The 25,177-nt window shown below is 53.5% G+C and carries 27 protein-coding genes and 1 other RNA gene; 18 read left to right on the top strand and 10 right to left on the bottom strand.

Annotated features, from left to right (window positions below; genetic code table 11):
* Positions 1-3 precede the first annotated feature (3 nt).
* The 7 genes from ACYJL1_RS04170 to ssrS form a co-directional block, all read right to left on the bottom strand.
* Entirely contained in the window at positions 4-753 is a 750-nt protein-coding gene (locus ACYJL1_RS04170; protein ID WP_460897169.1) for a YebC/PmpR family DNA-binding transcriptional regulator, read from the bottom strand.
* 83 nt (positions 754-836) lie between these two features.
* Positions 837-1,265: a DUF1284 domain-containing protein gene (locus ACYJL1_RS04165; protein WP_460897168.1), complete on the bottom strand. Its 429-nt coding sequence runs from the start codon at positions 1,263-1,265 to the stop codon at positions 837-839.
* Positions 1,262-1,837, bottom strand: coding sequence for a biotin transporter BioY (locus ACYJL1_RS04160; protein ID WP_460897167.1), 576 nt, complete (start codon positions 1,835-1,837; stop codon positions 1,262-1,264). Before ACYJL1_RS04160 ends, ACYJL1_RS04165 begins: the two co-directional genes overlap by 4 nt.
* Positions 1,838-1,868: 31 nt before the next feature.
* Positions 1,869-2,609, bottom strand: coding sequence for a TerC family protein (locus ACYJL1_RS04155; protein ID WP_460897166.1), 741 nt, complete (start codon positions 2,607-2,609; stop codon positions 1,869-1,871).
* Positions 2,610-2,689: 80 nt separating this feature from the next.
* Positions 2,690-3,514, bottom strand: coding sequence for a TIGR00282 family metallophosphoesterase (locus ACYJL1_RS04150; protein WP_460897165.1), 825 nt, complete (start codon positions 3,512-3,514; stop codon positions 2,690-2,692).
* A 19-nt stretch (positions 3,515-3,533) separates the two neighbouring features.
* Positions 3,534-4,139, bottom strand: coding sequence for a 5-formyltetrahydrofolate cyclo-ligase (locus ACYJL1_RS04145; RefSeq protein WP_460897164.1), 606 nt, complete (start codon positions 4,137-4,139; stop codon positions 3,534-3,536).
* A gap of 46 nt (positions 4,140-4,185) precedes the next feature.
* Positions 4,186-4,342: non-coding RNA, 6S RNA (ssrS, locus tag ACYJL1_RS04140), on the bottom strand.
* A 144-nt stretch (positions 4,343-4,486) separates the two neighbouring features.
* Here ssrS and ACYJL1_RS04135 point away from each other — a divergent pair.
* The 6 genes from ACYJL1_RS04135 to ligD all read left to right on the top strand — a co-directional run bounded on the left by ACYJL1_RS04135 (position 4,487) and on the right by ligD (position 11,121).
* Positions 4,487-5,086, top strand: coding sequence for a DUF1993 domain-containing protein (locus ACYJL1_RS04135; protein WP_460897163.1), 600 nt, complete (start codon positions 4,487-4,489; stop codon positions 5,084-5,086).
* Between the two features lie 17 nt (positions 5,087-5,103).
* Entirely contained in the window at positions 5,104-5,550 is a 447-nt protein-coding gene (locus ACYJL1_RS04130) for a GNAT family N-acetyltransferase (protein WP_460897162.1), read from the top strand.
* Positions 5,551-5,668: 118 nt separating this feature from the next.
* Entirely contained in the window at positions 5,669-6,346 is a 678-nt protein-coding gene (locus ACYJL1_RS04125) for a FadR/GntR family transcriptional regulator (protein WP_460897161.1), read from the top strand.
* The gene (locus ACYJL1_RS04120; RefSeq protein WP_460897160.1) at positions 6,343-7,641 is read left to right on the top strand and encodes a CynX/NimT family MFS transporter; all 1,299 of its coding nucleotides are present in this window, start codon (positions 6,343-6,345) and stop codon (positions 7,639-7,641) included. Before ACYJL1_RS04125 ends, ACYJL1_RS04120 begins: the two co-directional genes overlap by 4 nt.
* Positions 7,642-7,704: 63 nt before the next feature.
* Complete coding sequence (gene ku / locus ACYJL1_RS04115; protein ID WP_460897159.1) at positions 7,705-8,556, top strand: non-homologous end joining protein Ku; 852 nt, start codon at positions 7,705-7,707, stop codon at positions 8,554-8,556.
* 3 nt (positions 8,557-8,559) lie between these two features.
* Positions 8,560-11,121 carry a DNA ligase D gene (gene ligD, locus ACYJL1_RS04110; protein ID WP_460897158.1) on the top strand — a complete coding sequence of 854 codons (2,562 nt, stop codon included), beginning with the start codon at positions 8,560-8,562 and terminating at the stop codon, positions 11,119-11,121.
* Here ligD and ku (ACYJL1_RS04105) read toward each other — a convergent pair.
* Positions 11,118-11,918: a non-homologous end joining protein Ku gene (gene ku, locus ACYJL1_RS04105; protein WP_460897157.1), complete on the bottom strand. Its 801-nt coding sequence runs from the start codon at positions 11,916-11,918 to the stop codon at positions 11,118-11,120. The two genes, ligD and ku (ACYJL1_RS04105), sit on opposite strands and share 4 nt — an antisense overlap.
* A 130-nt stretch (positions 11,919-12,048) precedes the next feature.
* Here ku (ACYJL1_RS04105) and ACYJL1_RS04100 point away from each other — a divergent pair, with 130 nt between their 5' ends.
* The 8 genes from ACYJL1_RS04100 to ACYJL1_RS04065 all read left to right on the top strand — a co-directional run bounded on the left by ACYJL1_RS04100 (position 12,049) and on the right by ACYJL1_RS04065 (position 19,529).
* Positions 12,049-13,059, top strand: coding sequence for a DNA topoisomerase IB (locus ACYJL1_RS04100; protein ID WP_460897156.1), 1,011 nt, complete (start codon positions 12,049-12,051; stop codon positions 13,057-13,059).
* 196 nt (positions 13,060-13,255) lie between these two features.
* Positions 13,256-13,552: a hypothetical protein gene (locus ACYJL1_RS04095; protein WP_460897155.1), complete on the top strand. Its 297-nt coding sequence runs from the start codon at positions 13,256-13,258 to the stop codon at positions 13,550-13,552.
* Between the two features lie 251 nt (positions 13,553-13,803).
* Positions 13,804-14,412: a CDP-alcohol phosphatidyltransferase family protein gene (locus ACYJL1_RS04090; protein WP_460897154.1), complete on the top strand. Its 609-nt coding sequence runs from the start codon at positions 13,804-13,806 to the stop codon at positions 14,410-14,412.
* Between the two features lie 24 nt (positions 14,413-14,436).
* Entirely contained in the window at positions 14,437-16,212 is a 1,776-nt protein-coding gene (locus ACYJL1_RS04085; RefSeq protein WP_460897153.1) for a bifunctional alpha/beta hydrolase/class I SAM-dependent methyltransferase, read from the top strand.
* A complete protein-coding gene (locus ACYJL1_RS04080) occupies positions 16,209-17,462 on the top strand; it encodes a phosphatase PAP2 family protein (RefSeq protein WP_460897152.1) in 1,254 nt (417 codons plus the stop codon). Before ACYJL1_RS04085 ends, ACYJL1_RS04080 begins: the two co-directional genes overlap by 4 nt.
* Before the next feature lie 69 nt (positions 17,463-17,531).
* Positions 17,532-17,942 (top strand): hypothetical protein, encoded by a 411-nt coding sequence (locus ACYJL1_RS04075; protein WP_460897151.1) that lies wholly within the window; start codon positions 17,532-17,534, stop codon positions 17,940-17,942.
* Entirely contained in the window at positions 17,939-18,595 is a 657-nt protein-coding gene (locus ACYJL1_RS04070; protein WP_460897150.1) for a lysophospholipid acyltransferase family protein, read from the top strand. Before ACYJL1_RS04075 ends, ACYJL1_RS04070 begins: the two co-directional genes overlap by 4 nt.
* Entirely contained in the window at positions 18,588-19,529 is a 942-nt protein-coding gene (locus ACYJL1_RS04065) for a phosphatidate cytidylyltransferase (protein WP_460897149.1), read from the top strand. Before ACYJL1_RS04070 ends, ACYJL1_RS04065 begins: the two co-directional genes overlap by 8 nt.
* On the opposite strand, the gene ACYJL1_RS04060 is transcribed toward ACYJL1_RS04065, so the two are convergent.
* Together ACYJL1_RS04060 and ACYJL1_RS04055 are read right to left on the bottom strand one after the other, a co-directional pair.
* Positions 19,526-20,680, bottom strand: coding sequence for a fumarylacetoacetate hydrolase family protein (locus tag ACYJL1_RS04060; protein WP_460897148.1), 1,155 nt, complete (start codon positions 20,678-20,680; stop codon positions 19,526-19,528). The two genes, ACYJL1_RS04065 and ACYJL1_RS04060, sit on opposite strands and share 4 nt — an antisense overlap.
* 281 nt (positions 20,681-20,961) lie before the next feature.
* Positions 20,962-21,108: a hypothetical protein gene (locus tag ACYJL1_RS04055; protein ID WP_460897147.1), complete on the bottom strand. Its 147-nt coding sequence runs from the start codon at positions 21,106-21,108 to the stop codon at positions 20,962-20,964.
* A 70-nt stretch (positions 21,109-21,178) separates the two neighbouring features.
* Here ACYJL1_RS04055 and ACYJL1_RS04050 point away from each other — a divergent pair, with 70 nt between their 5' ends.
* The 4 genes from ACYJL1_RS04050 (at position 21,179) to ACYJL1_RS04035 (ending at position 25,134) form a co-directional block, all read left to right on the top strand.
* A complete protein-coding gene (locus tag ACYJL1_RS04050) occupies positions 21,179-22,051 on the top strand; it encodes a DMT family transporter (RefSeq protein ID WP_460897146.1) in 873 nt (290 codons plus the stop codon).
* 104 nt (positions 22,052-22,155) lie between these two features.
* Positions 22,156-23,643 (top strand): sensor histidine kinase, encoded by a 1,488-nt coding sequence (locus ACYJL1_RS04045; RefSeq protein WP_460897145.1) that lies wholly within the window; start codon positions 22,156-22,158, stop codon positions 23,641-23,643.
* Between the two features lie 37 nt (positions 23,644-23,680).
* Positions 23,681-24,085 carry a response regulator gene (locus ACYJL1_RS04040; RefSeq protein ID WP_460897929.1) on the top strand — a complete coding sequence of 135 codons (405 nt, stop codon included), beginning with the start codon at positions 23,681-23,683 and terminating at the stop codon, positions 24,083-24,085.
* Positions 24,086-24,099: 14 nt separating this feature from the next.
* Positions 24,100-25,134 (top strand): sensor histidine kinase, encoded by a 1,035-nt coding sequence (locus ACYJL1_RS04035; RefSeq protein WP_460897928.1) that lies wholly within the window; start codon positions 24,100-24,102, stop codon positions 25,132-25,134.
* Positions 25,135-25,177: the final 43 nt, after the last annotated feature.

Below are 25,177 nucleotides of genomic sequence, written 5' to 3'. Positions count from 1 at the left end.
GGGTCAGGCGGCGCTGAGCTTGGCCAGAACTTCGTCGCTCACCTCGAAATTCGCATAAACGTTCTGGACGTCATCATCATCGTCTAGAGTTGCAAGCAGACGCAGGACAGACTGTGCTTTATCTTCATCAACTGGAGCCGTTGTCGCAGGCTTCCAAATCGCCTTGATCGATTCAGCTTCGCCTAATGCCGCTTCCAAGGCTTTGGATACATCACCAATGTCTTCAAAGGCGCAGATGATGACGTGGCCTTCTTCATCGCTTGTGACATCTTCAGCGCCAGCTTCAATAGCCGCTTCCATAACCTTGTCGGCATCGCCGACATCAACCTTGTAGGTGATTTCCCCTACGCGATTGAACATGAAGCCAACCGACCCGGTTTCGCCCAAAGCACCGCCAGCCTTTGTAAAGGCTGCACGCACATTGGAAGCCGTACGGTTCCGGTTGTCTGTCAGAGCTTCGACGATGACTGCAACGCCGCCGGGGCCGTAACCCTCATAACGTACTTCATCATAGTTCTCAGCGTCGCCGCCGGAGGCCTTCTTGATGGCGCGCTCGATGTTATCTTTTGGCATTGATTGCGCACGGGCATTTTGCACGGCCAGGCGCAGGCGCGGATTCATCAGCGGGTCAGGCAAACCCTGCTTGGCAGCGACAGTGATTTCACGCCCCAGCTTGGAAAAGATTTTTGACCGCACGGCGTCCTGGCGCCCTTTGCGGTGCATGATGTTCTTGAATTGTGAATGGCCTGCCATGGCACCCCTGCATGCTTGTCTGCGGTTTTGGAATGGGGGCTCTTATAAGTAAAAACAGCCGCGCCGTCCAGCGTCACCAAAATTCATTCAAGAATGTGCAGTTTTACATTGCTATAGCCGTGTGTAGATACGGACGTGCAAAGTTCGAACCATTCACAGCCGGAGCAAGCCGTACGCATCATTCCGCCAACAAAGCTCTGCCGCATATTTTCAAGTGTCTGGGGATCAATCTTTAAACGGTCGCCGACCTTTAATGTCCGCCCGAGCAGCCTGCCCACATCATGCAGTGCCTGCGCATCCCGTTCTACCACACTGGCATTATGGCAGTGTGACTCAGTCGTTTCGAGAAGGGGCTGACAAATCTCGTCCGGCCCCTGCCCGATTATTATTTCTTCGCCCGTTCCCAGCCTTGCAATCACCCCGTCGTAATTGTCAGTAAAGGCTTGACTATAGCCCTTGCCGACATAGGTCAGCATGCAAAGCAGATGGTGGGGACGAAGCCTTATTGTCAAGACAAGCGGATGCCCGAACGACGAAGGGCTTCAACCGTTGCCGCGGCCAGCGCTGATTTGAGCAGACCACCAAGGATGAATGGTGCAACACCCGAAGCCCAGGCCACATTAAATCCAAAAAGGCCGGCCAGCCACATCGCTCCAAGCGCGAGGCAGAGCGCATTGCCCAAAAGCATGACCAGTGCTGAACTGAAAGGGTTACGCGTGAAGCCACGCTCAGCCAGAAGACCGACAAATGCAGCAACAACAGGGAAAGCAAAAAGATAACCGGCCGTTGGTCCCGCAAAGGCTAGCTGGCCCGGCATTCCTCCCGCAAGAACCGGCAACCCGATGAATGACTGTAGAAGCCATGCGATCACGGTGATCCCGCCCAAACGCCAACCATATAGTGCACCCACCATGGTGACGGCAAAGGTCTGCATCGTTATCGGCACAGGAATCATCGGCACGGACACCCACGAGCTGACGGCCAGAAACATCGTTCCTATCAGAACCGCCAAAGCCTGAAGGGCGAGAGAACGATCGGCAAGCTTTAAAGGTACGAAAGCTTGGGCAGGATTAGTCTGTGTCATTTCACATTTCCCCAATATGGTTGAATAAAGTTCATTGCTTCTTGCGGCGGCGTGTAAGCATGTTGAGCGCCTCGACAAGGGCAGAGAAGCCCATGGCCGCATAAATATAGCCCTTCGGCACATGGAAGCCGAACCCATCGGCAATCAGCGTCATACCGATCATCAGCAGGAAGCCGAGCGCCAGCATGACAATGGTTGGATTGTTGGCGATAAACTTCGACAAAGGTTCTGCGGCAAAAAGCATGACAGTAACAGCAGCAATGACGGCAATAACCATAATGGCTATTTCGTCGGTCATGCCGACAGCCGTAATGATTGAATCGACAGAGAATACCAGATCAAGCAAAAGAATTTGCCCGATGGCGGCCCCCATGGTCAGCGTCACTTTTTTACCGATGATGTCATCCTTGGCATCTTCATGATCAACCGTATGGTGGATTTCCTTCGTTGCTTTCCAAACCAGGAAGAGACCACCCGCGATCAGGATAATATCCCGCCACGAGAAACCATGTCCGAATGCTTCGATTACCGGCTCTGTGAGCTGCACGATGATCGATATGGTGAACAACAGCGCAAGACGCAGAACCAATGCAGCACCAATGCCGAGGCGACGGGCTCGAGCCTGTTGCTCTTTCGGCAATTTGTTGGTGAGGATCGAGATAAAGATCAGGTTGTCGATGCCAAGTACGATTTCCATCACGACCAGCGTTACGAGCGCGATAAGACCGGCTGGTTGGTAAATGAAATCGAAATAAGAAAGAAAGGTTTCCATGGGGTCGTATGTCCCTTGTTAAATGACCGGATGGGCAAACTTCATGTATGACCTAGGAGTGTACGGAACCAAACGTCAACTTATTTCCAGAAGGCAGGAATTGTTTCTTCAAGTCTTGGGCCGACACGCAATGGAGCAATCTTTTCGGCAAGTCCTGTTCTGTCAGAAATTTCAACGCCAACACCACATATCGTAGCCTTGCCGCTCGCCGCTTCAAACCGTCCTTTTGGCACCTTGGAAAGGAACCGGTTCAGCGGCTCTTCCTTGTCCATGCCCAGAGACGAATCATAGTCACCGCACATGCCCGCATCAGACATATAGGCCGTGCCGCCATTCAATATCTGCGCATCGGCGGTCGGCACATGCGTATGCGTACCAACGACAAAGCTGGCGCGACCATCAACGAAATGACCGAAACATTGCTTCTCACTGGTGGCTTCCGCGTGAAAGTCGAAGACAACAGCATCCGCCTGCTCACCCAGAGGGCAGGCTTTGAGAATTTCTTCGGCGATTGTGAACGGATCATGCAAATCGGGATGCATGAAAACGCGCCCCATAATGTTGGAGACAAGAACACGCGCGCCATTTTTGGCAAGGAATACGCCAGAGCCTTTGCCTGCTGTGCCAAGCGGAAAATTGGCCGGGCGCAGAAAACGTTGCTCCCTGTCGGCAAATATCAATGCCTCGCGTTGATCCCACACATGATTTCCGGTGGTGACGACATCCGCGCCCGCATTGATCGTATCGTGGTATATTTCCTCGGTAATTCCGAAGCCACCGGCAGCGTTCTCACCATTGACGATGGTGAAGTCAAGCTTCAGATCGGAAATCAAACCGGGCAGTTGTTCGTAAACTGCTGTCCGCCCGGACCGGCCCACCATGTCACCAAGAAAAAGTAATCTCACGCATACATCCTGAATTTCGTTAATTGGCTTTATCGATACTGCCAAAGCTGCGCAACCCGCTTTCCGTCAAGATTGCTTCGAGCGGCACATCGTGCGGCTCGTCAGGCACCGTTTCGACTTTCTGACAATCAAATGCGACACCAAGCAGTCTGGGATTGGCACCAAGTGCCAGCAACCTTGCTATTGCCCTGTCATAATAGCCCGCACCATATCCGATGCGGTGTCCGCGCGTATCAAAAGCTGCCAATGGCACAAGCATAAAGGAGGGGTCGACAACGGGCGCATCTTCAGACGGCCCCGACGTTCCAAACCCTGTCCCGATCATGGGCATGTCTTTGACCAGTTCCCGGAATATGATCGTCTGCTTGTCGACAATGACGGGCAGACAAAGCCGGGCGCCCTTGTCCTGTAAAGCAAATAACAGTGGACGCAGATCAACTTCCGAACGTATCGGCCAGAATCCCGACACAATTTCTCCAGGCTGCAGCGAGATGTTCGACAGGCCATGCGCGGCAAGCTGCAATGATGCATTGCTCCGATAATCGGCTGGCAAAGCATCGCGGCGCGCCAAAGCTTCGAGGCGTAGTACTTTCTTCAGTTCTTTGATCGGGGATTGGGTTTGCAAGATGATAATTTCATAAGGCGCCGGAAACCGGCTCGGGATGAAACAGTGGCGTCCACACAACCGATGGAGAAGTCGATCCCGGGAACCTACAAAGTAGGTGGGTGCCGTGTGAAGAAGCCCACGGGCCTCTCCAGGGACAGCTCCCTAAGGGATCATTAAGGCCCCGGGGAATATGTCTCTCCTGTCGTGAGGCGCAGAGCGCCGATCTGAATATAGGATGCCTCTAGCAATAGCGCCAGTGGGACTGCATACGATTTTCCATTCCTGACACACATTGTCGGCAACCATGTTGTTGAAGGCGCCCCGTCGCGATAGCTTAGTGCGCATTGAGGGGGAGACTCGATATCATGACGATAACAATGTACCAGGCATCCGTTCCGGTTTTTCAGCGATTGCTGGAAAATTGCATAGCAATTCTCAAGAAGGCTGAGGCCCACGCTATTTCAAGCGGCGGAGATACACGGCAGGTAATCGAGGCGAAACTGGCCTCGGATATGTTTCCTTTGAAAGTTCAAATACAGATTTTGGCTGACGGTGCGCGCGGCTGCGTGGCGCGCCTTGCCGAACAGACGTTGCCTTCGCCTGATGCCGGGCAATTTGCGGTGTTCAACCGGGGCTATCATCAGGATTTTATTGAATCCCACCAGACCTTTACAACACTCATTGCCTATCTTCGCGACGCAATCGATTATCTGGATGCCATTCCTCCAGCTAAAATCGAAGGCAGCGAGAACATACCCATTGAAGTTACTTGGCGCGGCAGTACCCGTTATTTTCACGGGCTGCCATTTCTGCGCGATTATGCACTACCGAATTTCTACTTTCATTTGACAATCAGCTACGCAATCTTGCGTATTGCCGGAGTTCCTTTGGGAAAACAGGATTTCGAAGGTGCTCCCGTCTATTCCAACGGGCCAGCGGCCCCACATCAAACTTGGCAGCACTAGAACAAGGATGCATGATCATGAGCGTTCAAATACGCCCGTTGCAAAAATCGGATGAGGCAGAATGGCGCCGTCTTTGGACAGGTTATCTCGATTTCTACGAAACGAAAGTATCCGAGGACGTTTATCAAACCACTTTTGCGCGACTGACCTCCGGTGAGGATCATGAATATAGTGGCCTGATCGCTGAATTTGATGGCAAGCCGGTCGGCCTCACCCACTACCTGTTTCACCGGCATAATTGGAGCATTGAGAATGTCTGCTACTTGCAGGACCTTTATGCGGACCCCGACATGCGGGGCAAGGGTATTGGTCGCGGCTTGATCGAAGCTGTCCATGCACAGGCGCAAAAAGCCGGTGCCCATTCGGTCTATTGGCTCACCAATCAGAACAACGACACTGCTCGTCAGCTCTATGATCGCATCGCCAAAGTGACGCCCTTTATCAAATACGTTAAATCAGTCTGAGCTGAACTGCTTTCCAGTGATCCATTCTTTGGGCGATGATCGTCCACCCATTTCGCACCTTGACGCGAGTGAAGGGCAAGCATAATAGTCAAGTCATCTGATGACTTGAGGACTTGGAATGCAACCTGCCGCACGAACAAACCTTGCCGACAATGCGGTTAGCAATATCCGTGCCGAAATCACCGCGAAACGGTGGCAAGTAGGTGAGCGTATTCCCAATGAAGCAACATTGGCAGACATGCTGGGCGTCAGTCGCGGCACGGTGCGTGAAGCCGTGCGCGTTCTCGTTGCTCAAGGTTTTCTTGATACACGGCAGGGTTCTGGAACCTATGTGCAGTCGATTACCGGCTCGGAAGACAGCCTTCTGCGTATCCGACGTACGGGTCTGCGTGATCAGGTCGAAACCCGCTGCGCTCTAGAAGTTGAAGCGGCGCGGCTGGCTGCCATGCGCTTCACACCGGAGATAATCGCAAAGCTGCGTAGCATCCTTGCAGATCGCGGCGAATATAATCCCGCCAATCACAACCGTTATATTGAACGTGATCTTAAATTCCACAAAGCAGTCGTGGCCGCTTCGGGCAATCGGGCCCTCATGGAAGTCTATGATTTCTTTTCGCTATCGATCGGTGAGATCATCAAGGCGACCGTCACAGGCGAACTGCCGGAACCTGATATGGCGGCTCATGCCGCCATCATCGACGCCATCGAATCGGGAAACCCCGAAATGGCAGAAGCCACCACACGCGCCTTTATGGCACCTATCCTTACGGAACTTGATCGGCACCTCACATCATGAATCAACATATCCCTGCCAGGCACGACACCACCTCGATTGAACAGTTGATCGATGCCGAAATCGATTCAACGCCAACGCCGCGCGCGCCAGTTTTTGCAAGCAGAACTGTTGAGATTATAACTGGCTTGAGCCTCGTGCTGATCGCATTCAATCTGCGGCCTTTATTTTCAAGCGCCTCTGCGCTCCTGCCGGAGATCATTTCTCAAACCGGATTGTCATCATTCGGCGCGGGCGTACTGACAACACTTCCTGTCGTTTGCCTTGGCGTGTTTGCGCCTATAGCACCCAGACTTGCACAGCGTATCGGCGCAGAGCGTACCCTGCTCGGTGTTCTCCTGCTGCTGGCCTTGGGCACGGGCTTACGGGGCTTTTCTTCCCTGCCCCTGCTCTTCATTGGAACTGCACTCGCAGGTGCGTGCATAGCAGTGGGCAATGTGCTCCTTCCGGGTTTGGTGAAGCGTGACTTTGCCAGCCGTACCGGCATGATGACCGGGCTCTATACAATGGCGCTTTGCGCTGGCGCGGCAAGCGCCGCAGGCTTCACAGCACCATTGCAGCATACATTCAGCGGCTCATGGTCTTTGGCGCTGGGCGCTTGGGCAATCCCGCCACTCATCGTTGCCCTTATCTGGTTCCCGCATGCGTTTTTCCGCAGAGTTCGAATCAAACATGCAGGATTTCGTGTTGAGGGGCTTTGGCGTGATCGCCTTGCCTGGCAGGTCACCTTCTTCATGGGCCTGCAATCATCTCTCGCCTATTGCGTCTTTGGCTGGCTTTCGCCGATCCTGCGTGATCGGGGACTCGACGGCGTGACGGCAGGGGTGGTGGTCTCGGTTTCCATCATGGCTCAGGTGGTAACATGCCTTGGCGTTCCTTCGATCGCCGTTCGGTGCAGGGATCAACGACTTGTCAGCGTCAGCCTCGTCGCTTTCGCTCTGGTCGGACTATTGGGAATGCTCTTTGCGCCATTGGCAAGCGTATGGGTGTGGGCGGTCATTCAGGGCATCGGCCAAGGGGGTTTGATCGCACTGGCAATGACCATCATCGTTCTGCGCTCTCCGGATTCGCATATTGCTTCTCATCTGTCAGGCATGGCGCAATGTATTGGTTACACCCTTGCAGCGATAGGACCATTGCTGGTCGGCCTTATCCACAAATTGACAGATAGCTACAGCGCGACATCCGTACTGTTCGTGTTGCTGGGTCTGGCAACAGCCTTCTTCGGCTGGGGTGCGGGCCGTGCACTTCATGTTGGCGCACGCACAATCGATATGTCGGCAAAACCCACTCGATAGGCAGAACGTGGAACAAAAACCCCTTACCCGCATTCTTCCAAATGGTGTGTAAGGAGTTAAGCTTTGGCAGCGAGAGCAAATTGGAAGGGCTATTTGAAGGTCGGCGAGCTATCTTGCCCCGTTGCGCTTTATACGGCAGCTTCAACATCTGACCGTATTGCCTTTCACACGCTTAACCGCGCAACAGGCCATCGCGTCCATCGCCAATTTGTTGACAGCGACAGCGGCAAGCCTGTCGAGCGGGAAGACCAGGTAAAGGGCTACGAAGTCGGCGATGATGATTACATTGTACTTGAGCCCGAAGAAGTAGCTGCCGCCGTACCGGATAGCGACAAGACACTTTCAGTTGAAGTCTTTGTGGGAGTCGATGATCTTGATGACGTCTATTTCGACAAACCCTATTATCTCACTCCAAGCGACAAAAACGGCGAAGAAGCCTTTGCTCTCATCCGGGAGGGGTTAAAAGCAAAGAAAGTGGTCGCTCTCGCTCAAACGGTGATTTTTCGCCGTGCCCGAACACTGCTTATCCGCGCCGCTGGCCAAGGCTTAGTCGCAACAACATTGAATTTCGATTATGAGGTCCGCTCTGCCGAGGACGCTTTCAGCGATATTCCGGAAATGAAGATCAAGGGTGAAATGCTCGATCTTGCAAAACATATCATTGAGACCAAAAAAGGCGCCTTCGACCCGTCAAAATATGACGACCGTTACGAGGCAGCCCTAACGGAACTGGTAAAGGCGAAACTTGAAGGCAAGAAGATTCCAGCCAGAAAGCCAGTTCAGTCCGACAAGGTGGTGAACCTTATGGAAGCCTTGCGGGAAAGTGCCAAGGCGCTGGGCGGCAAGAAGTCGAAGACCACCAAGCAAACCAAAGCCGGAGCCAAGGCAGAACCAGCACGACGGAAGGCGGGCTGATCCATGGTTGCGCTTGAAACATACCGCAAGAAACGCGACTTCAAGACAACATCTGAGCCCAAAGGACGCAAAGCCCGAAAAGCCGGAAACAGCTTTGTCATTCAGAAACATGACGCCACGCGGCTGCATTACGATTTACGTCTGGAGATGGATGGCGTTCTGAAAAGCTGGGCGGTGACGCGCGGCCCAAGCCTTGTTCCAACAGAAAAACGACTGGCGGTACACGTCGAGGACCACCCGCTCGAATATGGCGCTTTCGAAGGCACCATTCCCAAAGGCGAATATGGTGGAGGCACTGTCATCGTCTGGGATCGCGGCACATGGGAACCCATCCATGACCCGGAACGCGGTTATTCCAAAGGCCATTTGGAATTCGAGTTGCATGGTGAAAAGCTGGGTGGACGCTGGCATCTTGTACGCATGCAGAAAAAGCCGCGCGAGAAGCGGGAAAACTGGCTGCTTATCAAGGGCGACGACGATGTTGCCCGCACTGCTAAAGACCCTGACATTTTGAAGGAGCAGCCGGATTCAGTGAAGACTGGTCGCAATCTTGCCGCTGTGGCTGGGGAAGAACCCGGCTGGTCATCCAAGACGGGCAAGATTGAAAAGAAGAAAATAGCAAAATCCAAGTCTGCGAAACCTGCAAAAGCAGAGCCAGCCGAAATCGATGTTCCAGATCCTTCCGGTGTCAAAGGCGCAAAAAGGGCACCGCTGCCAGATTTTGTGGAACCGACGCTCGCAACGCTGACCACAAAGCCGCCTGAGGGTGACCGCTGGATACATGAGATAAAATATGACGGTTATCGTCTCCAAGCGCGTATCGAAGCCGGACGTGTTAAACTGCTGACGCGCACCGGTCTCGATTGGACCAAGAAGTTCGGCAAAGAGGTCGTTGGTGCATTTCAGGATTTGCCGATTGGTACAGCGCTGATTGACGGCGAATTGGTGGTCGAAACCTCCGCTGGCGCATCGGACTTTTCCTCTTTGCAAAACGACTTGAGCGAAGGTCGGGCGGACCGCTTCATTTTCTATGTCTTCGATCTGCTCTATCTCGATGGTTATGATCTGCGGGCGCTCCGCCTTATTGAACGCAAAGCCATGCTGGAGAAGCTCGTAAGCGATATGGGCGATCCAATACGCTACAGCGGGCATTTTGACGAAGGCGGCGCTACGGTGCTGAGCCATGCTTGCCGTCTTAGTCTAGAAGGCATTGTCTCCAAGTTGAGTGATGGTCCCTACCGCTCCGGGCGCGGCAAAAGCTGGATGAAAGCAAAATGCTCGTCGCGGCAGGAGTTTGTCATCGCCGGTTACGTGCCTTCCTCAACCTCTCGCAGGGCCATCGGTTCCTTGGTCATGGGCGTCTATAATGGCAAGAATCTTGAGCATGTGGGGCGGGTTGGCACAGGATATAGCGCTGCAATGGCAGAAGAGCTGTTCACGCGTCTTGAACGGATTCGCACTCCCGAAAGCCCGTTTAGCGAACGCTTGAATGCAGATGCCGCAAGAAAGGTCCGGTATACCAAGCCGCTTCTTGTCGCTGAAGTTGAATTCCGCGCCTGGACCGGTGATGGCAATCTGCGCCATGCCGCTTTCCGTGGGCTGCGCGAAGACAAAAATCCCATGGACGTGGTGCGGGAAATACCAAAATCCGCTGCTTCATCAAAACTTCAACCAGAGAGGCGCACCGTGAAACTGACTCATCCGGATCGCATTTATTGGCCCGAAGAAGGTGTAACCAAGGAAGGGCTTGCCAATTATTATACCGATGTGTGGAAGTATATCGAGCCATTCATCACCAAGCGCCCTTTGGCATTGCTGCGCAGCCCTGAAGGTATCAATGGGCAGGCGTTCTTCCAGAAACATGCGTGGAAGGGGCTGAATCTCAAGATCACGCTGGTCAAGGATCCGAAGAACAAGGATGACGACCCCCTGATCAGTATCAATGATCTCGATGGTTTGATTGGTCTGGTCCAATCCGCTGTTCTTGAAATTCACCCGTGGGGCTCGACCGTGGCCGATTGGGAGCGCCCGGATATGATCATCATGGACCTCGATCCGGGCGACGGCGTTAATTGGGAAACCGTCATTGAGGGAGCTCATGAGACGCGGGATCGGTTACAGCAGGCTGGACTGTCTGCCTTCGTCAAGACATCCGGCGGGAAGGGTTTGCATGTCGTCTCTCCAATCAAACCCAAAGCAACCTGGCCCGATGTAAAGGCTTTCACCAAAGCTATTGCGGACAGTATGGCAGCAGATAGTCCGGATAAATATGTTTCGACTATCACCAAGTCGAAGCGCAAAGGAAAAATACTCATTGATTATTTGCGCAATCAGCGCGGCATGACAGCGGTCGCGCCCTATTCTACCCGCGCACGGCCCGGCGCAGCGGTATCAATGCCGCTGGAATGGGATGAACTGACACCCGGCATTGGTCCAGCCTATTTCACGGTGTTGAACGCACCGACCCGAATGGCTTCAATCAAACGCGACCCGTGGGCCGACTTCCGCAAAGCAGCAACACCAATCGAAAAGGCAACAACCACCCGAGGCACGAAGAAGGTTTAGCCCTTCTTCTTGCCTTCGCTGGCAATGCTCTTGCGCAGCGCATCCATAATATTGATGACATTGCTCGGCGTCTCTGCCTCGACCTTGGGCTTTGCCGGGCGCTTCTTGCCCTTCTTCTTTGCCGCAATGATCTCAAGCAATCGATCCTGTACGGGGTCGTCGACCATTTTCGGGTCCCAAGGTTTGGTACGCTCGTCGATCAATGTTTTGACCAGCGCCATCATCTTGCTATCAGGCTTGCTATTCTTGACACCGCCAAAGTACTCATCACGATCGCGCACTTCGTCACCATATCGCAATGTCCATAAAATAATGCCTTTGCCGCGTGGTTCCAGCATGACGGCGCGTTCACGCCGGTACATTACAAGCCTTGAAATGCCAACTCGCCCCGTTGCTTCCATGGCATCCCGGATCACTGAAAAAGCTTCCTCGCCGACAGGATCATCCGGCGTGAGGTAATGCGGCTTGTCATACCATATCCAATCAATGCTATCGCGCGGAACAAACATTTCAATATCAATGGTTCGGGTGCTCTCCAGACCGACAGCATCAATTTCGTCCTCTTCGAGCATGACATATTCATCTTCGCCGCGCTCGTAACCTTTTACCTCGTCATCCTCGTCGACAGCTTTGCCGGTAACACCATCCACATACTGGCTAACGACGCGGTTTCCCGTCTTGCGGTTCAATGTACGAAACTTGACCTTTTCATTATCAGTCGTAGCCGGAGCCATGGCGACAGGACACGTCACCAGAGAGAGCTTCAGATAACCTTTCCAGAATGAACGCGGGGCCATGCGTGCAAACCTTTCCCGTATGATTCACGCAACGAGTTCATCCTGCATTTTGTTCCAGCCATGGTTTTTCCTGGCTGGTGGAACAGCAGGGCAGGATCAGCGTTTCAGGACGGCGCAAAGGGATGAAAATATGCAGTTCGACCACGCATACTACGCGGAAAAATTGGGATTGAAGCTGGTCGACCCGGAAACTTTTACACTGAAACGCGAACCGACAAAAACCGGTGCCCGCTATATCCGCATAGATGGCCGCCCTGCAGCGAAAAAGCATGTTGAGCGCATTATCGCTCTGGCTATTCCCCCTGCCTGGACCAAAGTTTCATGCTGCGACGATGATTGTGGTCATATCCAGGCTGTGGGTCATGACAACCTTGGACGGCGCCAATATATCTATCATCCAGACTGGGAAGCTGTTCGCAATAGCACGAAGACGCATCGCTTACTGACTTTCGGCAAGGCACTGCCGCGCATTCGCAAACGGATTGCGCGCGACATCCAGCGTGCACCCACAGCAGGCAAATCGCTTGCCGCCCTTGCGGTCAAACTCATAGACAAGAAGGCCTTTCGGGCCGGACACGAAAAATATGCCCAGGATGGTGCACGCGGCATTGCCACGCTCAAGAGCAGTGATTTGAAGATCAATGCCAATGTTGCCAACTTTATTTTCGCCGGGAAATCAAAGAAAATAAACAAGATTTCCATAGCGGATCGCTCTGCCGTTAAGCGCTTGAAGGCATTGAAACGGCGTGGGCGATTGTTTCAATATAAGGACAAGAAACGATGGCGCAGCCTTCATGCCCAGGAACTCAATGATTATCTTCGTGAAGTTTCCGGCTCAAAAGTAAGTGCCAAGGATTTTCGGACTTTCCATGGATCGGCACGGGCACTGGCATTTCTCGCAGAAGTAAACGCTGAAACCGATACGCTGAAAAAACGCGCAGTCGCTGCTGCAATGCGCGATGTCAGTACCTTCCTGCGAAATACGCCAGCCGTTACCCGATCGAGCTACGTCCACCCTTTAGTAACAGACAGTTTCTTTGCCGGCGAATTGGACCGTTCCTTGCTGCGTGCACCACATCGCAAAGGACTGACCGGCCCCGAAACCGGCCTCATGCGACTGCTTGAGAAAGCTGCCGTCTGACCCCGAAAACTGACTATGCTAAATTTTCTGTTCGACCGCAAATTTTGCAATGCGGTAAGTACCGCACAGATAAAGCAAATTAGATGCAGTTTGCGGGGCGGGTGAAAATGCGCTTAGCTTTCTCAGATTGCCGAGCATAGGGACGCAACCCACGTCCACTCCACAATATGCTCGCGCCGAACAATGGAGGCGTGTGATGGCATTGTTAGATAGAGATAGACGCATATTTGCGACCAGTGACTGGGAGGTCATGCAACGAGCGCACGACAAAGCATCGCAAATGTTGGACCGTTGCCCGAAAACTCACTCCCGCAGCAACGAACTGGCCAAAACGGTTATGGCACTGTTTGAAAGCGGTATTCGTGATGTAGATGAGCTTGCGGCGATAGCAGCCAATCGGGAACTCGGCCATCTGGCCGTCCGAGGCCATTTTCAAAAGCCGTTTGCCTTTAAATCGTCACAGATTATGAGCGAACCTAGAATCCAGCACTGATAGCTCCCGTCATATTACGGGCAGCTGCCACAGCAAACCATTATCCGGGATCTAAAGAACCGAACGATGCCCGGTGGCTGCCCTGTTGAGATAACCACGCTTCTCCCGTTCCTTTGTGCCGTTTTCAGGCGCTTTTTGACCAAATTTATCGTTCTGCCCCAATATCATTGTCCGGAAAACTGGATTGAAATAAATTCTCTGCTACATGCAATTGTATGGCGGATTTGAATACAATCATTGGGGGTGATTACATGCCGACGCTTTACTCGATCAAACCGGCATTCCAGAACTTGCTTCGCCCCTTGGTTGGACGTCTCGTCGCAATTGGTGCGACTGCAAATCAGGTGACTGTTGCAGCGACACTCATCTCAATAGCAACAGGTGGTCTGATTGCTCTGTTCCCCGATAGCACAGGTCTGTTCTGGCTGCTGCCAGCCGTGCTTTTCGTTCGCATGGCCCTGAATGCCATCGATGGAATGATGGCGCGTGAATTTGGTCAGGCATCCAGGCTTGGTGCCTATCTGAATGAGGTGGGCGATATTGTTTCAGATGTGGCGCTTATACTGCCCTTTGCACTGGTGTCACCATTTACAACCGCCGGAGTGGTGGCATTCGCCATTACTGCGATCATTGCTGAGTATGCTGGCGTGCTCGGCGTGATGACAGGTGGTGGCAGGGGTTATGACGGCCCATTTGGGAAAAGTGATCGCGCGTTGGCGCTCGGTATTATCGCCGCCTTGATCGGCAGCGGTATTGTTTTACCTGCATGGTTTGGCTGGATATTCCCGGCGATGGCGCTTCTGTCTGTCGTTACCATCATCAATCGTATTCGCGCTGGTCTTCGCCGCGCCAATTCATGAAATCGCCTTTGCCGGAGCAAGCTCATGTTCGCTGAATCATCTTCCGACGCCGCAACAGGTGCAGTGGTCGAAACCACCTTTCGCACTCACGACGGAACAGAGCTTTTCTACCGCAAGTGGCTGGCAAAATCCGGAAAGCCAAAGGGTGCGATTATACTTCTGCATCGGGGGCATGAGCATAGTGGCCGTGTTTCTCATCTGGTTGAGGAACTTGGTCTTGGCGCCTTCACATTCTATGCATGGGACGCCCGTGGCCATGGCCATTCGCCCGGCGAACGCGGCTATTCGCCATCCTTTGCGGCTTCCGTCCGCGATCTCGACAGCTTCGTAAAACATATATGCGAAACCGGTAATTTTGCCATAGAGGATATCGCTGTCATTGCCCAATCGGTCGGCGCTGTGCTTGCTGCAACATGGGTCCATGACTATGCACCACCAATCCGCGCACTGGTGCTTGCTTCCCCGGCTTTCAGCGTGAAACTTTACGTGCCATTCGCACGCGAAGGCATATGGCTCTGGCAGAAATTGAAGGGGCAGTTCTTTGTAAACTCTTACGTTAAAGCCAAGTTTCTCACCCACGATCCGGCGCGTATCGCCTCCTTCGACAATGATCCGCTTGTCACCCGCGCCATTGCCTCCAACATCCTGCTGGACCTTTATACAAATGCCGAGCGTATTGTTGAGGACGCGCGCGCGATTATAGTGCCAACCCAACTGCTGATCTCCGGCAACGACTGGGTTGTAAGGCATGCCCCCCAGCACCGATTCTACGAGAACCTGGCTCACCCTCTGAAGGAACGTCACGTTCTTAAAGGCTTTTATCACGACACGCTTGGCGAGAAAGATCGCGCAATTGCCGGGGCGCATGCGCGCCGGTTCATCCTTGAACGCTTTGACTCAAAGCCAGAGCCGTTGGACGTCACAAAAGCTCATCAAACAGGTTTCACCCGCGACGAGCAGGACAGGCTTTCATCACCGCATGATCTGCTCTCCCTGAAAGGACTTTATTGGGCGATCTACCGTGCTTCGATCCGCTTCAGCGCGCTTTTTTCAAAGGGCTTGAAAACAGGCATCGAAACCGGTTTCGATTCCGGCTCCACACTCGACTATGTCTATGAAAATGAACCCCGCGGCATGGGCCCGGGCGGCAAGCTCATCGACAAACAGTTTCTGCAAGCCATTGGCTGGCGCGGTATTCGCCAGCGAAAAGTGCATCTGGAAGAGCTTATCGACATTGCTCTGGCAAAATTGCAGGATGTAGGCCGAAGCACAAATATTCTCGATATTGCCGCTGGTCATGGTCGCTATGTGCTTGACGCGATTGCCAAATCAAATGTCAAACCGACAAGTGTCCGGTTGCAGGATTACTCACCGATTAACGTCGATGCCGGGCGAAAATCCATTGCAGAGCGCAAGCTGGAAGAGATTGCAAGTTTCCATCAGGCCGATGCTTTCGATGGTGATAAGCTTGCCGCAATTCAGCCCGCGCCGGATCTAGCAATAGTCTCCGGTCTGTACGAGCTTTTTCCGGATAATGCCCTCATTGAGCGTTCGCTCGGTGGCCTTGCAAAATCTATGCAGGCTGGCAGTTTCCTGATCTACACCAACCAGCCATGGCATCCACAACTTGAAATGATCGCGCGAGCACTAACCTCGCATCGTGGCGGCGAAGCCTGGGTCATGCGTCGCCGTACGCAAGCAGAAATGGATCAATTGGTTGCTGCAGCTGGTTTCAAAAAGATTGACCAGCGTATCGATGAATGGGGCATTTTCACTGTTTCCATTGCCGAGCGCCTATGAGCGAAATGACCGCTTCACCCATCGGAGAATGGCGCTTCAATCAGGGCGTCGCCAAGCGGGCCTTGACCTGGCTCATCTGCCTCGCACCATTGTTTTATATAAGCTACGGCACCGCCAATTGGCTGGCGTCGCAGCGTGCAGACGTTGCCAACATCACTTTTGGTTGGGAACATGCCATTCCTTTCATCGCATGGACCATCTTCCCCTATTGGTCGATCAATCTGTTTTATGGTCTTTCGTTGTTCTTCAACGACACGACGTTTGAAGTCGATCGCTTGGCAAAACACTATCTGACAGCACAACTCATTGCCGTTGCCTGCTTCATCGCATTCCCGCTGACGGCAATTTTCCAAAAGCCACCCACCAGTGGCGCAGCGGGTTTCCTTTTCGATATGCTTGGCGGCTTTGACAAACCATTCAATCAAGCGCCCTCACTGCACATTGCTCTTTTGACGATTATCTGGTCGCATTGGCGCGTCCGCCTGTCCGGAATCATTCGCTGGGTCTGGCATATCTGGTGCACGTTGATTGGGCTTTCCGTCCTTACCACCTACCAGCATCATTTCATCGACATCCCGACGGGACTGCTTTTGGGCCTCTTTGCCCTGTGGCTCTTTCCAGCGAGGGCTCCCTCACCCGTCGCCGCGTTCCGCCTGACCAATGATTCCAAAGCACGGCGCATTGGGACTTACTATGCGGCGGCGAGCCTGGTGTTCCTGCTAGCCGCCATTTTTGGAACTGCTTCATCACCTGCATTCCTGTTTTCCCTGTGGCCGGCTCTGGCACTGGCAATCGTATCCCTTGGCTACTTCGGTGCCGGACCCGCTGTCTTTCAAAAGAGCTCTCAGGGTACGCTCTCCTTTGCCAGCAAATGGCTGCTGGCTCCCTACCGCCTCGGCGCCATCATCAACAGCCTGATCTGGACACGCAAGCTCCCGGCCTCTGTCGCCATTCATAGGGACATTCATCTTGGCCGCCTGCCACGTACAGACGAGCAGTCGGGATTTGCAACAATCATTGATCTCACAGCCGAATTGGCAAAGCCTTCCCGCACAAATATCGACTGGCAAGCATTCCCCATGCTGGATCTCGCTTCGCCGCCAGCCGCAGAACTGCGCAAAGCGGCCGATGCCATAGAGCTTGCCCGAAAAAAGGGGCCTGTTCTTGTCTGCTGCGCTCTCGGCTTCCAGCGTAGCGCTGCCGCAGCTGCCATGGGGGTGCCAAAAGTGCTGCTGATGGTATCCAGATGATCGAATCCAAAGGCAGGCCTATTCACCTGAGGGAAGACATGCTCGTTTCAACTCAAGCGAGAAATCTGCATGAATGAACGCGCTGCTGCATTTGCCTCCCGTCTCCAGCGCCAAGGCATAAGTTTTGGCGTCGTGACAGCATTCCTGTTGATGCTGATTTTGTTTGGCGACCGGCTTGGGTGGGAACATGTCTTGACTGGTACTACCGGCATCGTGGTCTTGTTTCTCGCCGCCTATATTCTTTTTGATGCTACCCTGTTCAGGCTTATAGCCTCAAAGCCAAGCGAAGCAAAGGGCTGCCGTGCTGTCGATATACTTCTCGCACGACTGCATTTGCGAAGGCTTCCGCAGACAACACCTATGCTGGACGCACGAATGGCGGGTACAAATCGCCTCTTGTTGAAGCTGCATCTTGCATTTGCAGTTTTTCTTGTTCTATTCGCTGGCGTTACAACCTATGGGTTGTGGGGGACCCTATGAATATAAAAACAATGATGAGACGAACCTGCGCAATGCTGCTGGCTGGATTGGCACGCGGCGTCACGGGCGTTCGTCCAATATGGCAAGGCTGCTCACCGTCAGACCGCCAACGCATATATTTCGCCAATCATTGCAGTCACGGTGACTTTATCCTGCTTTCTTCCAGCCTGCCGCCACGCGAACGCGAGCGCACGCGTGCTGTTGCCGGAGCCGATTATTGGAAGCGCAACAGGTTGCGGCACATTTTGGCAAAGGACCTGCTGAATACTGTACTGGTTGACCGCAATTGGGTCGAGCGTTCTGACGACCCCATGGTCATCATGCTCGACGCGCTTGCGCAAGGCAGCTCGCTCATTGTCTTTCCCGAAGGCACGCGCAACATGACGGAAGAACCGCTGCTTCGGTTCCGCTCAGGGCTTTACAATCTGGCTGTGGCGCGCCCCGATGTTGAACTCGTACCCTGCTGGATTGAAAACATGTCTCGCGTCTTGCCGAAAGGTGCATTTCTTCCAGTCCCACTGCTATGCCGCGTCGTCTTCGGCACACCCGTGGTGCTTCAGCCAAACGAAGACCGCAAGGACTTCCTCGTCAGAGCACGCCAATCATTGCTCGATCTTTCGCCGGAACAGCAGAAGGTGCTCAATCATGGCTGAAACGGTCTGGCTCTTTATCGGCCTGCTGGGCGTCCTTACGCTTGCCAGCGCTATTGCAACAATACTCACCTGGAAAAGCCGCCGCACAGCGGATGTTCTGCCTTCAACGCTGGTGAACCTTAATTCGCGCATCAAGGCGTGGTGGATCATGATTGGCGGAATTTCCATCGCCTTTCTGTTTGGCAAACATGGCGTTATCCTCCTGTTCGCCTTCGTCTCATTCGCTTCCTTGCGCGAATATGTGACCCTCACTCATACGCGGCGCGGCGATCATCGCATTCTCATCGGCATGTTTCTGGTTATCATTCCAGTCCAATACTATCTGCTCTGGATTGAATGGTACGGCCTCTATTCAATCTTCGTGCCGGTCTATTGCTTCCTTGCCATGCCTGCCCTTACCGCGATTTCCGGCGATACGGAACGCTTTCTTGAGCGTGTCAGCGAGCAGCAATGGGGTATCATGCTGTCTGTCTACTGCATCAGTCATGTGCCTGCGCTGCTGACATTGCCCATCCCCGGCTTCGAAGGCAAAGGCTTACTTCTCATCGCCTTCCTGATCGCAACTGTCCAAGGCAGTGACGTACTGCAATATGTTTTCGGCAAGCTGTTTGGAAAGCACAAGGTCGCGCCCAAAATCTCGCCCTCCAAAACGTGGGAAGGCTTGATCGGCGGCATTCTCAGCGCATCATTGCTGGGCGCATCATTGGCATGGCTCACGCCATTCACCGTGGTTCAAGCCGGGATGATGGCTGGACTTGCCTGCATCATGGGATTCTTTGGTGGCCTGGTTGCTTCGGCTATAAAACGTGACCGCGGCGTCAAGGACTGGGGGCATATGATCGAAGGCCATGGCGGCATGCTCGACCGGGCGGACAGCCTGATTTTCGCCGCCCCGGTCTTCTTTCACATCGTCCGCTATTTCTGGGTTCCCTAGAGCAAATTCGCTTTGGCGAGATCACGCAGCAAATGGCTGGTTCCATAAGTCCAGGCTGCGCATTCGGTCGAAAGCCGGACGCGGTTTGCCAATGTTCCCAGCGTTGGCGTGGAAATTGAAACCACATCATTCATCTTGTGGGTAAAGCCTTTGCCTGGACCATCGCGGTCTTTGACCGGTGCAAACATGGTGCCGAGATAGAGCACCAGACCGTCCGGATATTGATGATGCCTGCCAATAGTGGCTTCCACCAGCGATTCCGGTGTGCGTGAAATCTTGGCCATGTTCGATGCCCCGTCGAGAACAAAGCCATCCGTGCCTTCCACGCGCATGCTCAGTTCGGCATTCTTCACCGTCTCGATCGTAAAATCTCCATCGAAAAGGCGAATAAACGGCCCGACCGCACCCGACGCATTATTGTCCTTGGCCTTGCCAAGAAGCAGCGCCGAACGACCTTCGACGTCGCGCAAATTGACATCATTGCCAAGTGTCGCGCCGACAATTCGCCCAGCACTCGAAACCACCAGCACGATTTCCGGCTCCGGGTTATTCCAGCTCGAAATCGGGTGCAGGCCCACATCAGACCCGTAGCCAACGGTCGACATCGGCTGGCCCTTGGTAAAGATTTCCGCATCCGGTCCGATGCCCACTTCAAGATATTGGCTCCACACACCGCGTGCGATCAAGGCTTCCTTGACCTTCATGGCTGCTGGTGAACCAGGCACGATCTGCGACAGATCAGCTCCAATCAAGTTAAGGACATCCGTTCGCAGCGAATCCGCCTTGGCTTTATCGCCCTTGGCCTGCTCCTCAATGACACGTTCAAGCAGCGATGCCACAAATGTAACGCCGGAAGCTTTCACGGCCTGCAAATCGATGGGCGACACCAGCGATGGCACGGAGGAACTGCTCTTTTCCGACCAGCTGTTTTCCGCAATCATATTGATATTGCCGACTTCCACACCTTCAGCCTGCGCCACGTAAGCTGCGGGATTTTCCAGTTCAGCGATATCACGAACGGTTGGAGCCGATTGACTTGTGATGTCAAAGACTGTCCCTGCACGTACAGTGATGACCCGCGGATAGTTGCAACCCGGCAACTTGGCTCTACCCAGTAGAACACCTTTTTCAGGGATTATTGCATGGGACATGGCTTCGATTTCCTTCAGACTTGCAATAAAAATTCATTGGCGAAGATCAGCTGCGCGCATTTATGCGGCACAAGACTGCGCCAATCAAGGCTGCACCATAAACTGCGCGTGAAGCACACGTGCTGACACACCATGTCAGCAGGTGCGGGTTTTGCTCCTGCCGCTTCATTGCATGTCCACCCGAACGCGGCTCTACTGTCTAGAGCAAATTTTGTTTATATGAGCCAATTCTGTTTCTCGGATGACGAGACAATCCACGCGGAAGGTGGCGAGGTCGATGTTTATCCATCGGACGAAGCTGCCTGACAAAGTGGGTGGCCGTCAGCCGGAAACCCGAAAGGCCGGGTGCATTCGCGCCAATTCCATCGGGCTTCAGTCTCGTCCGATGGATAAACATCGGCCTCACTAAATCCCTTGATCTTGTCCACGAATTCCCTCCGGCAGAATGACTCTATATAGACAAAACTTGCTCTAGCTACCGAATGCAGGACAACCAGAATGATATCTCCCTACAGGCTCGGACTGATATTTGTCACGGCTTCCGCAATCGCCTGGAGCCTTGCTGGATTGTTCACCCGGATCATACCTTTGGACAGTTGGACCATACTGGCATGGCGCGGCGTGTTTGGCGCCCTTGGACTTGGCGCGGTGATCCTGATTACCGAGCGAGGCAGATTCTGGGCGAACATATTGCGTTTCGGCAAGCCGGGCTGGCTCTTTGTCGTTGTATCCGGCATCAGCATGGTGTTCTTTATCACGGCACTCAAGGAAACGACCGTAGCGCATGTCGCCGTGATTTACGCGACGGTGCCTTTTTGTGCGGCAACGCTGGGTTGGCTCGTTATGGGCGAGCGGCCGGAAATCCGCGCAGTATCAGCAAGTCTGGCTGCACTTGCCGGTGTAGCCATCATGGTCGGGCTGGATGTGGAAGGCACGCTTTTCGGCGATCTTCTTGCTTTTGGCATGACGCTGGGCATGGCAGTTCTCATGATTATCGTGCGCCGTCATCCTGATATCGCTGTCATGCCAGCCGTTTGCATATCCGCTCTTTTCACCTCGATGATCTGCTGGCCTTTCGGCGATCCACTCGCGGTGTCCAGCCAGAATCTTCTGCTGATTGCACTCTTTGGATTAATGGTGTCTGCGGTTGGCGTTGCCCTCTTCGCTCTCGGCGCCAAGCTTCTTCCCCCGATAGAAACAGCGCTTATCGGCTCGCTCGATGCGCCGCTCGCACCACTGTGGATATGGATCGCATTTGGAGAAACGCCCGGTCGCAGCACGTTGCTCGGTGGCAGCATTGTTTTTGGTGCTGTCGTTCTCCACATCATCTCCGGTGCATCAAAAAGCAAGCCAGCAGCCATCCCAACTTGACCATTACTGCTCTCGCCGGTTGACGATTGGCCGCTCTCCGGTCATTCCTGAAGCACATCCTACTTAGCGCCTGACCGGCGCCTCAGCATACTGGCAGACAATAAATGGCCGCGACCAACAGTTCCTTCGCCCGTTCTACTTTGATCATGCTCACTGCGGGGGTGCTGATCCTGCTTGGCATCGTCGCCTCGACCATATGGCTGGTCGCAGAAAGCCGCGAACGCTTCGATAATATTGTCGTTGCGCGTGGTATACGAACCGGGTCATCTGACCTTCTGTCGACGATGCAGGATGCCGAAACAGGTCAGCGGGGTTATCTTCTCTCTCAGGAGGACAGTTTTCTGGACCCGTATAAGACCGCATTGGCAACCCTTACAGCAAGGCAGGAGGCATTGGGGCGAAGTGTGGAAACCAGCCCGAAGTTTGCCGCCCGCCTGCCGGAATTGAACAGGCTTATCGCGCTAAAGACGGAGGAAATGAACCACACATTGGAACTAGCCAGCACCGGCAGGGTAACGGAAGCCATAGAGATTGTTCGGGCGGGCTCCGGGCAGCGATCAATGGACGGTATCCGTGAATTGTTAAGTGCGTTCATGGTCGATTCAGAGCTTGATCTCCAGCGCGGAATTGACGAGCAATCCGACGCTATCGCGGCATTGCAACGGTCGGCAATCATCGGCGCCGTAGCCATTGTTGCTGTACTCGGCGGCGCAATCTTCATTATTTTTCAGCATGTCCGCGACCTGTCGACCGCACGTAGCGAGGTTGAACTCCTCAACACCAATCTTGAGGAACGCGTCACCGAACGCACGGAAGATCTCATTCGCGCCAATCAGGAAATCCAGCGTTTCGCCTATATCGTGACCCACGATCTTCGAGCGCCGCTTGTCAATATTATGGGCTTTACCAGTGAACTTGAGACCTCTCTCAAAGCGATCCAGGGCTATGTTTTGACCGAGGGCGAGCCATTGACGGAAGAAGACGCCAAACTTGCACGGATCGCCGCCAGCGAAGATTTACCGGAGGCCATCTCTTTTATCCGGTCATCAACGAAGAAAATGGATGGATTGATCAATGCCATCCTCAAGATTTCCCGCGATGGCCGCCGTGAATTGAAACCGGAATCAATCGACCTGAAAGCTTTGCTGGAAGTAAGCGCGGACAGTATCAACCATCAGGTTGCAGAACTGGACGGCAAAGTAGAGATCGCTGAAAAAATGCCGAAAATCACAACGGACAGGCTATCCCTTGAGCAGATTTTTGGAAATCTATTCGATAATGCCGTAAAATATGCCAGCCCGGACAGACCGTTGGAATTGTCTGTTCGCGCCTATAAGGACGGATACAAATTCATACGTGTAGAAGTTTCCGATAATGGACGCGGCATTTCCGAAGACGACCTTGAACGTGTCTTCGAACTGTTCCGGCGCTCGGGCCAACAGGACAGGCCGGGAGAAGGGATCGGACTTGCCCATGTACGCTCTCTTAGCCGAAAACTTGGCGGCGATATCTCGGTAAAATCAACGTTTGGAAAAGGCAGCACCTTTGTGCTACGGCTTCCCTCGGATTTGACTAAAGTAGTAGGAGTTTAGCGGCGTGCAAGGTATCGGCAAAGAAGTCACCATCGTTATGATTGAGGATGATGAAGGTCACGCACGCCTTATCGAAAAGAATGTTCGACGGGCCGGCGTCAACAATCCCATTGTCCCTTTCGCTGACGGCAATTCTGCGCTGGATTTCATTTTGGGCAAAGAACGTACCGGCGAAGGCAACAAGAACAACTATCTTCTTATTCTGCTCGATCTCAATCTGCCGGATATGTCCGGCATTGATATTCTTGAGAAAATAAAGAGTAACCCGCATACCAAGCGGTTGCCCGTCGTTATTTTGACAACAACTGACGATGAAAGCGAGATTCAGCGCTGCTACGATCTCGGCGCAAATGTCTACATCACCAAACCCGTTGAATATGACAGTTTTGCCAACGCAATCCGGCAGTTGGGTCTGTTCTTCTCCGTCATGCAAATTCCTTGAACGATCCAAGCGTCATGTCGGGGAAAATTCTCTATGTTGATGATGATCCGGCGCTCGTTCGTCTGGCGCAAAAAGCGTTGGGCCGGTCGGGCTACGAGATTGTTCATGCGGATAATGTTATTGCCGGGCTGGAAATACTCGGCAAGGGAGACATCGACGTCATAGTCCTTGATCACTACTTGCAAACCACAACAGGCACCGAATTCCTGCAGACGCTAAAGGAGAACGGGGTGACCGTACCGGTCGTGTACGTTACCGGGTCGAGCGAAGCAAAGATCGCAGTTGATGCCCTGAAGGCGGGGGCTGCCGATTATGTCATAAAGACAGTCGGTGAGGAGTTTATGCCTCTGCTTGAAAGCGCCGTAGCGCAAGCCATCGCAACTGCAGAACTACGCCGTGACCGCGAGCGCGCCGACATGGAAATTCTGCGCGGCAAGGAGCGGGCCGAAATACTGCTCGCTGAGGTCAATCATCGTGTTGGCAACAGCCTTGCTCTCGTTGCGGCCCTGATAAGACTGCAAATTTCGAGCATCGATAATGAGGAAGTCAAACACGCTCTGACTGAAGCGCAGGCACGCATCACGGCTATTGGTGGGATGCATCGCAGTCTCTACAGTTCCGATGATGTGCGTCAGGTCGAGATGGACAAATACCTTGCCAGCCTCACCTCGGAACTTCGCAGTTCGTTGGAGCATACCGGCCATAAGCTGACGATTTCACTCGATGTAGAGCACATCCGGCTCTCGTCCGATCAGGCTGTATCTGTTGGGATGGTGGTAACCGAACTGGTCACGAATGCCTATAAATATGCCTATCCAGGCACCAATGACGGCGAGATAAGAATTTCACTCCTTCGCTCTGGCGACGACAAGGCTGTGCTGGCTGTCGAAGATGACGGCATCGGTTGGAAACAGGCCGACCAGCCAAAGGGCACTGGTCTTGGCACCCGTATCGTCAAAGGCATGGCCGCAAATCTGGGCACACAGATCGATTACATAGCGCGCGATACGGGAACCCGTGCTGAATTGATCGTCAATACAGCCGGCTGATCGAGGTGCTCAGGGATTCCGTCGTTGCATCGCGCGAATCCAT

The sequence above is a fragment of the Phyllobacterium sp. K27 genome (assembly GCF_054796155.1).
This window is presented reverse-complemented; position numbering and strand designations above follow the sequence as displayed.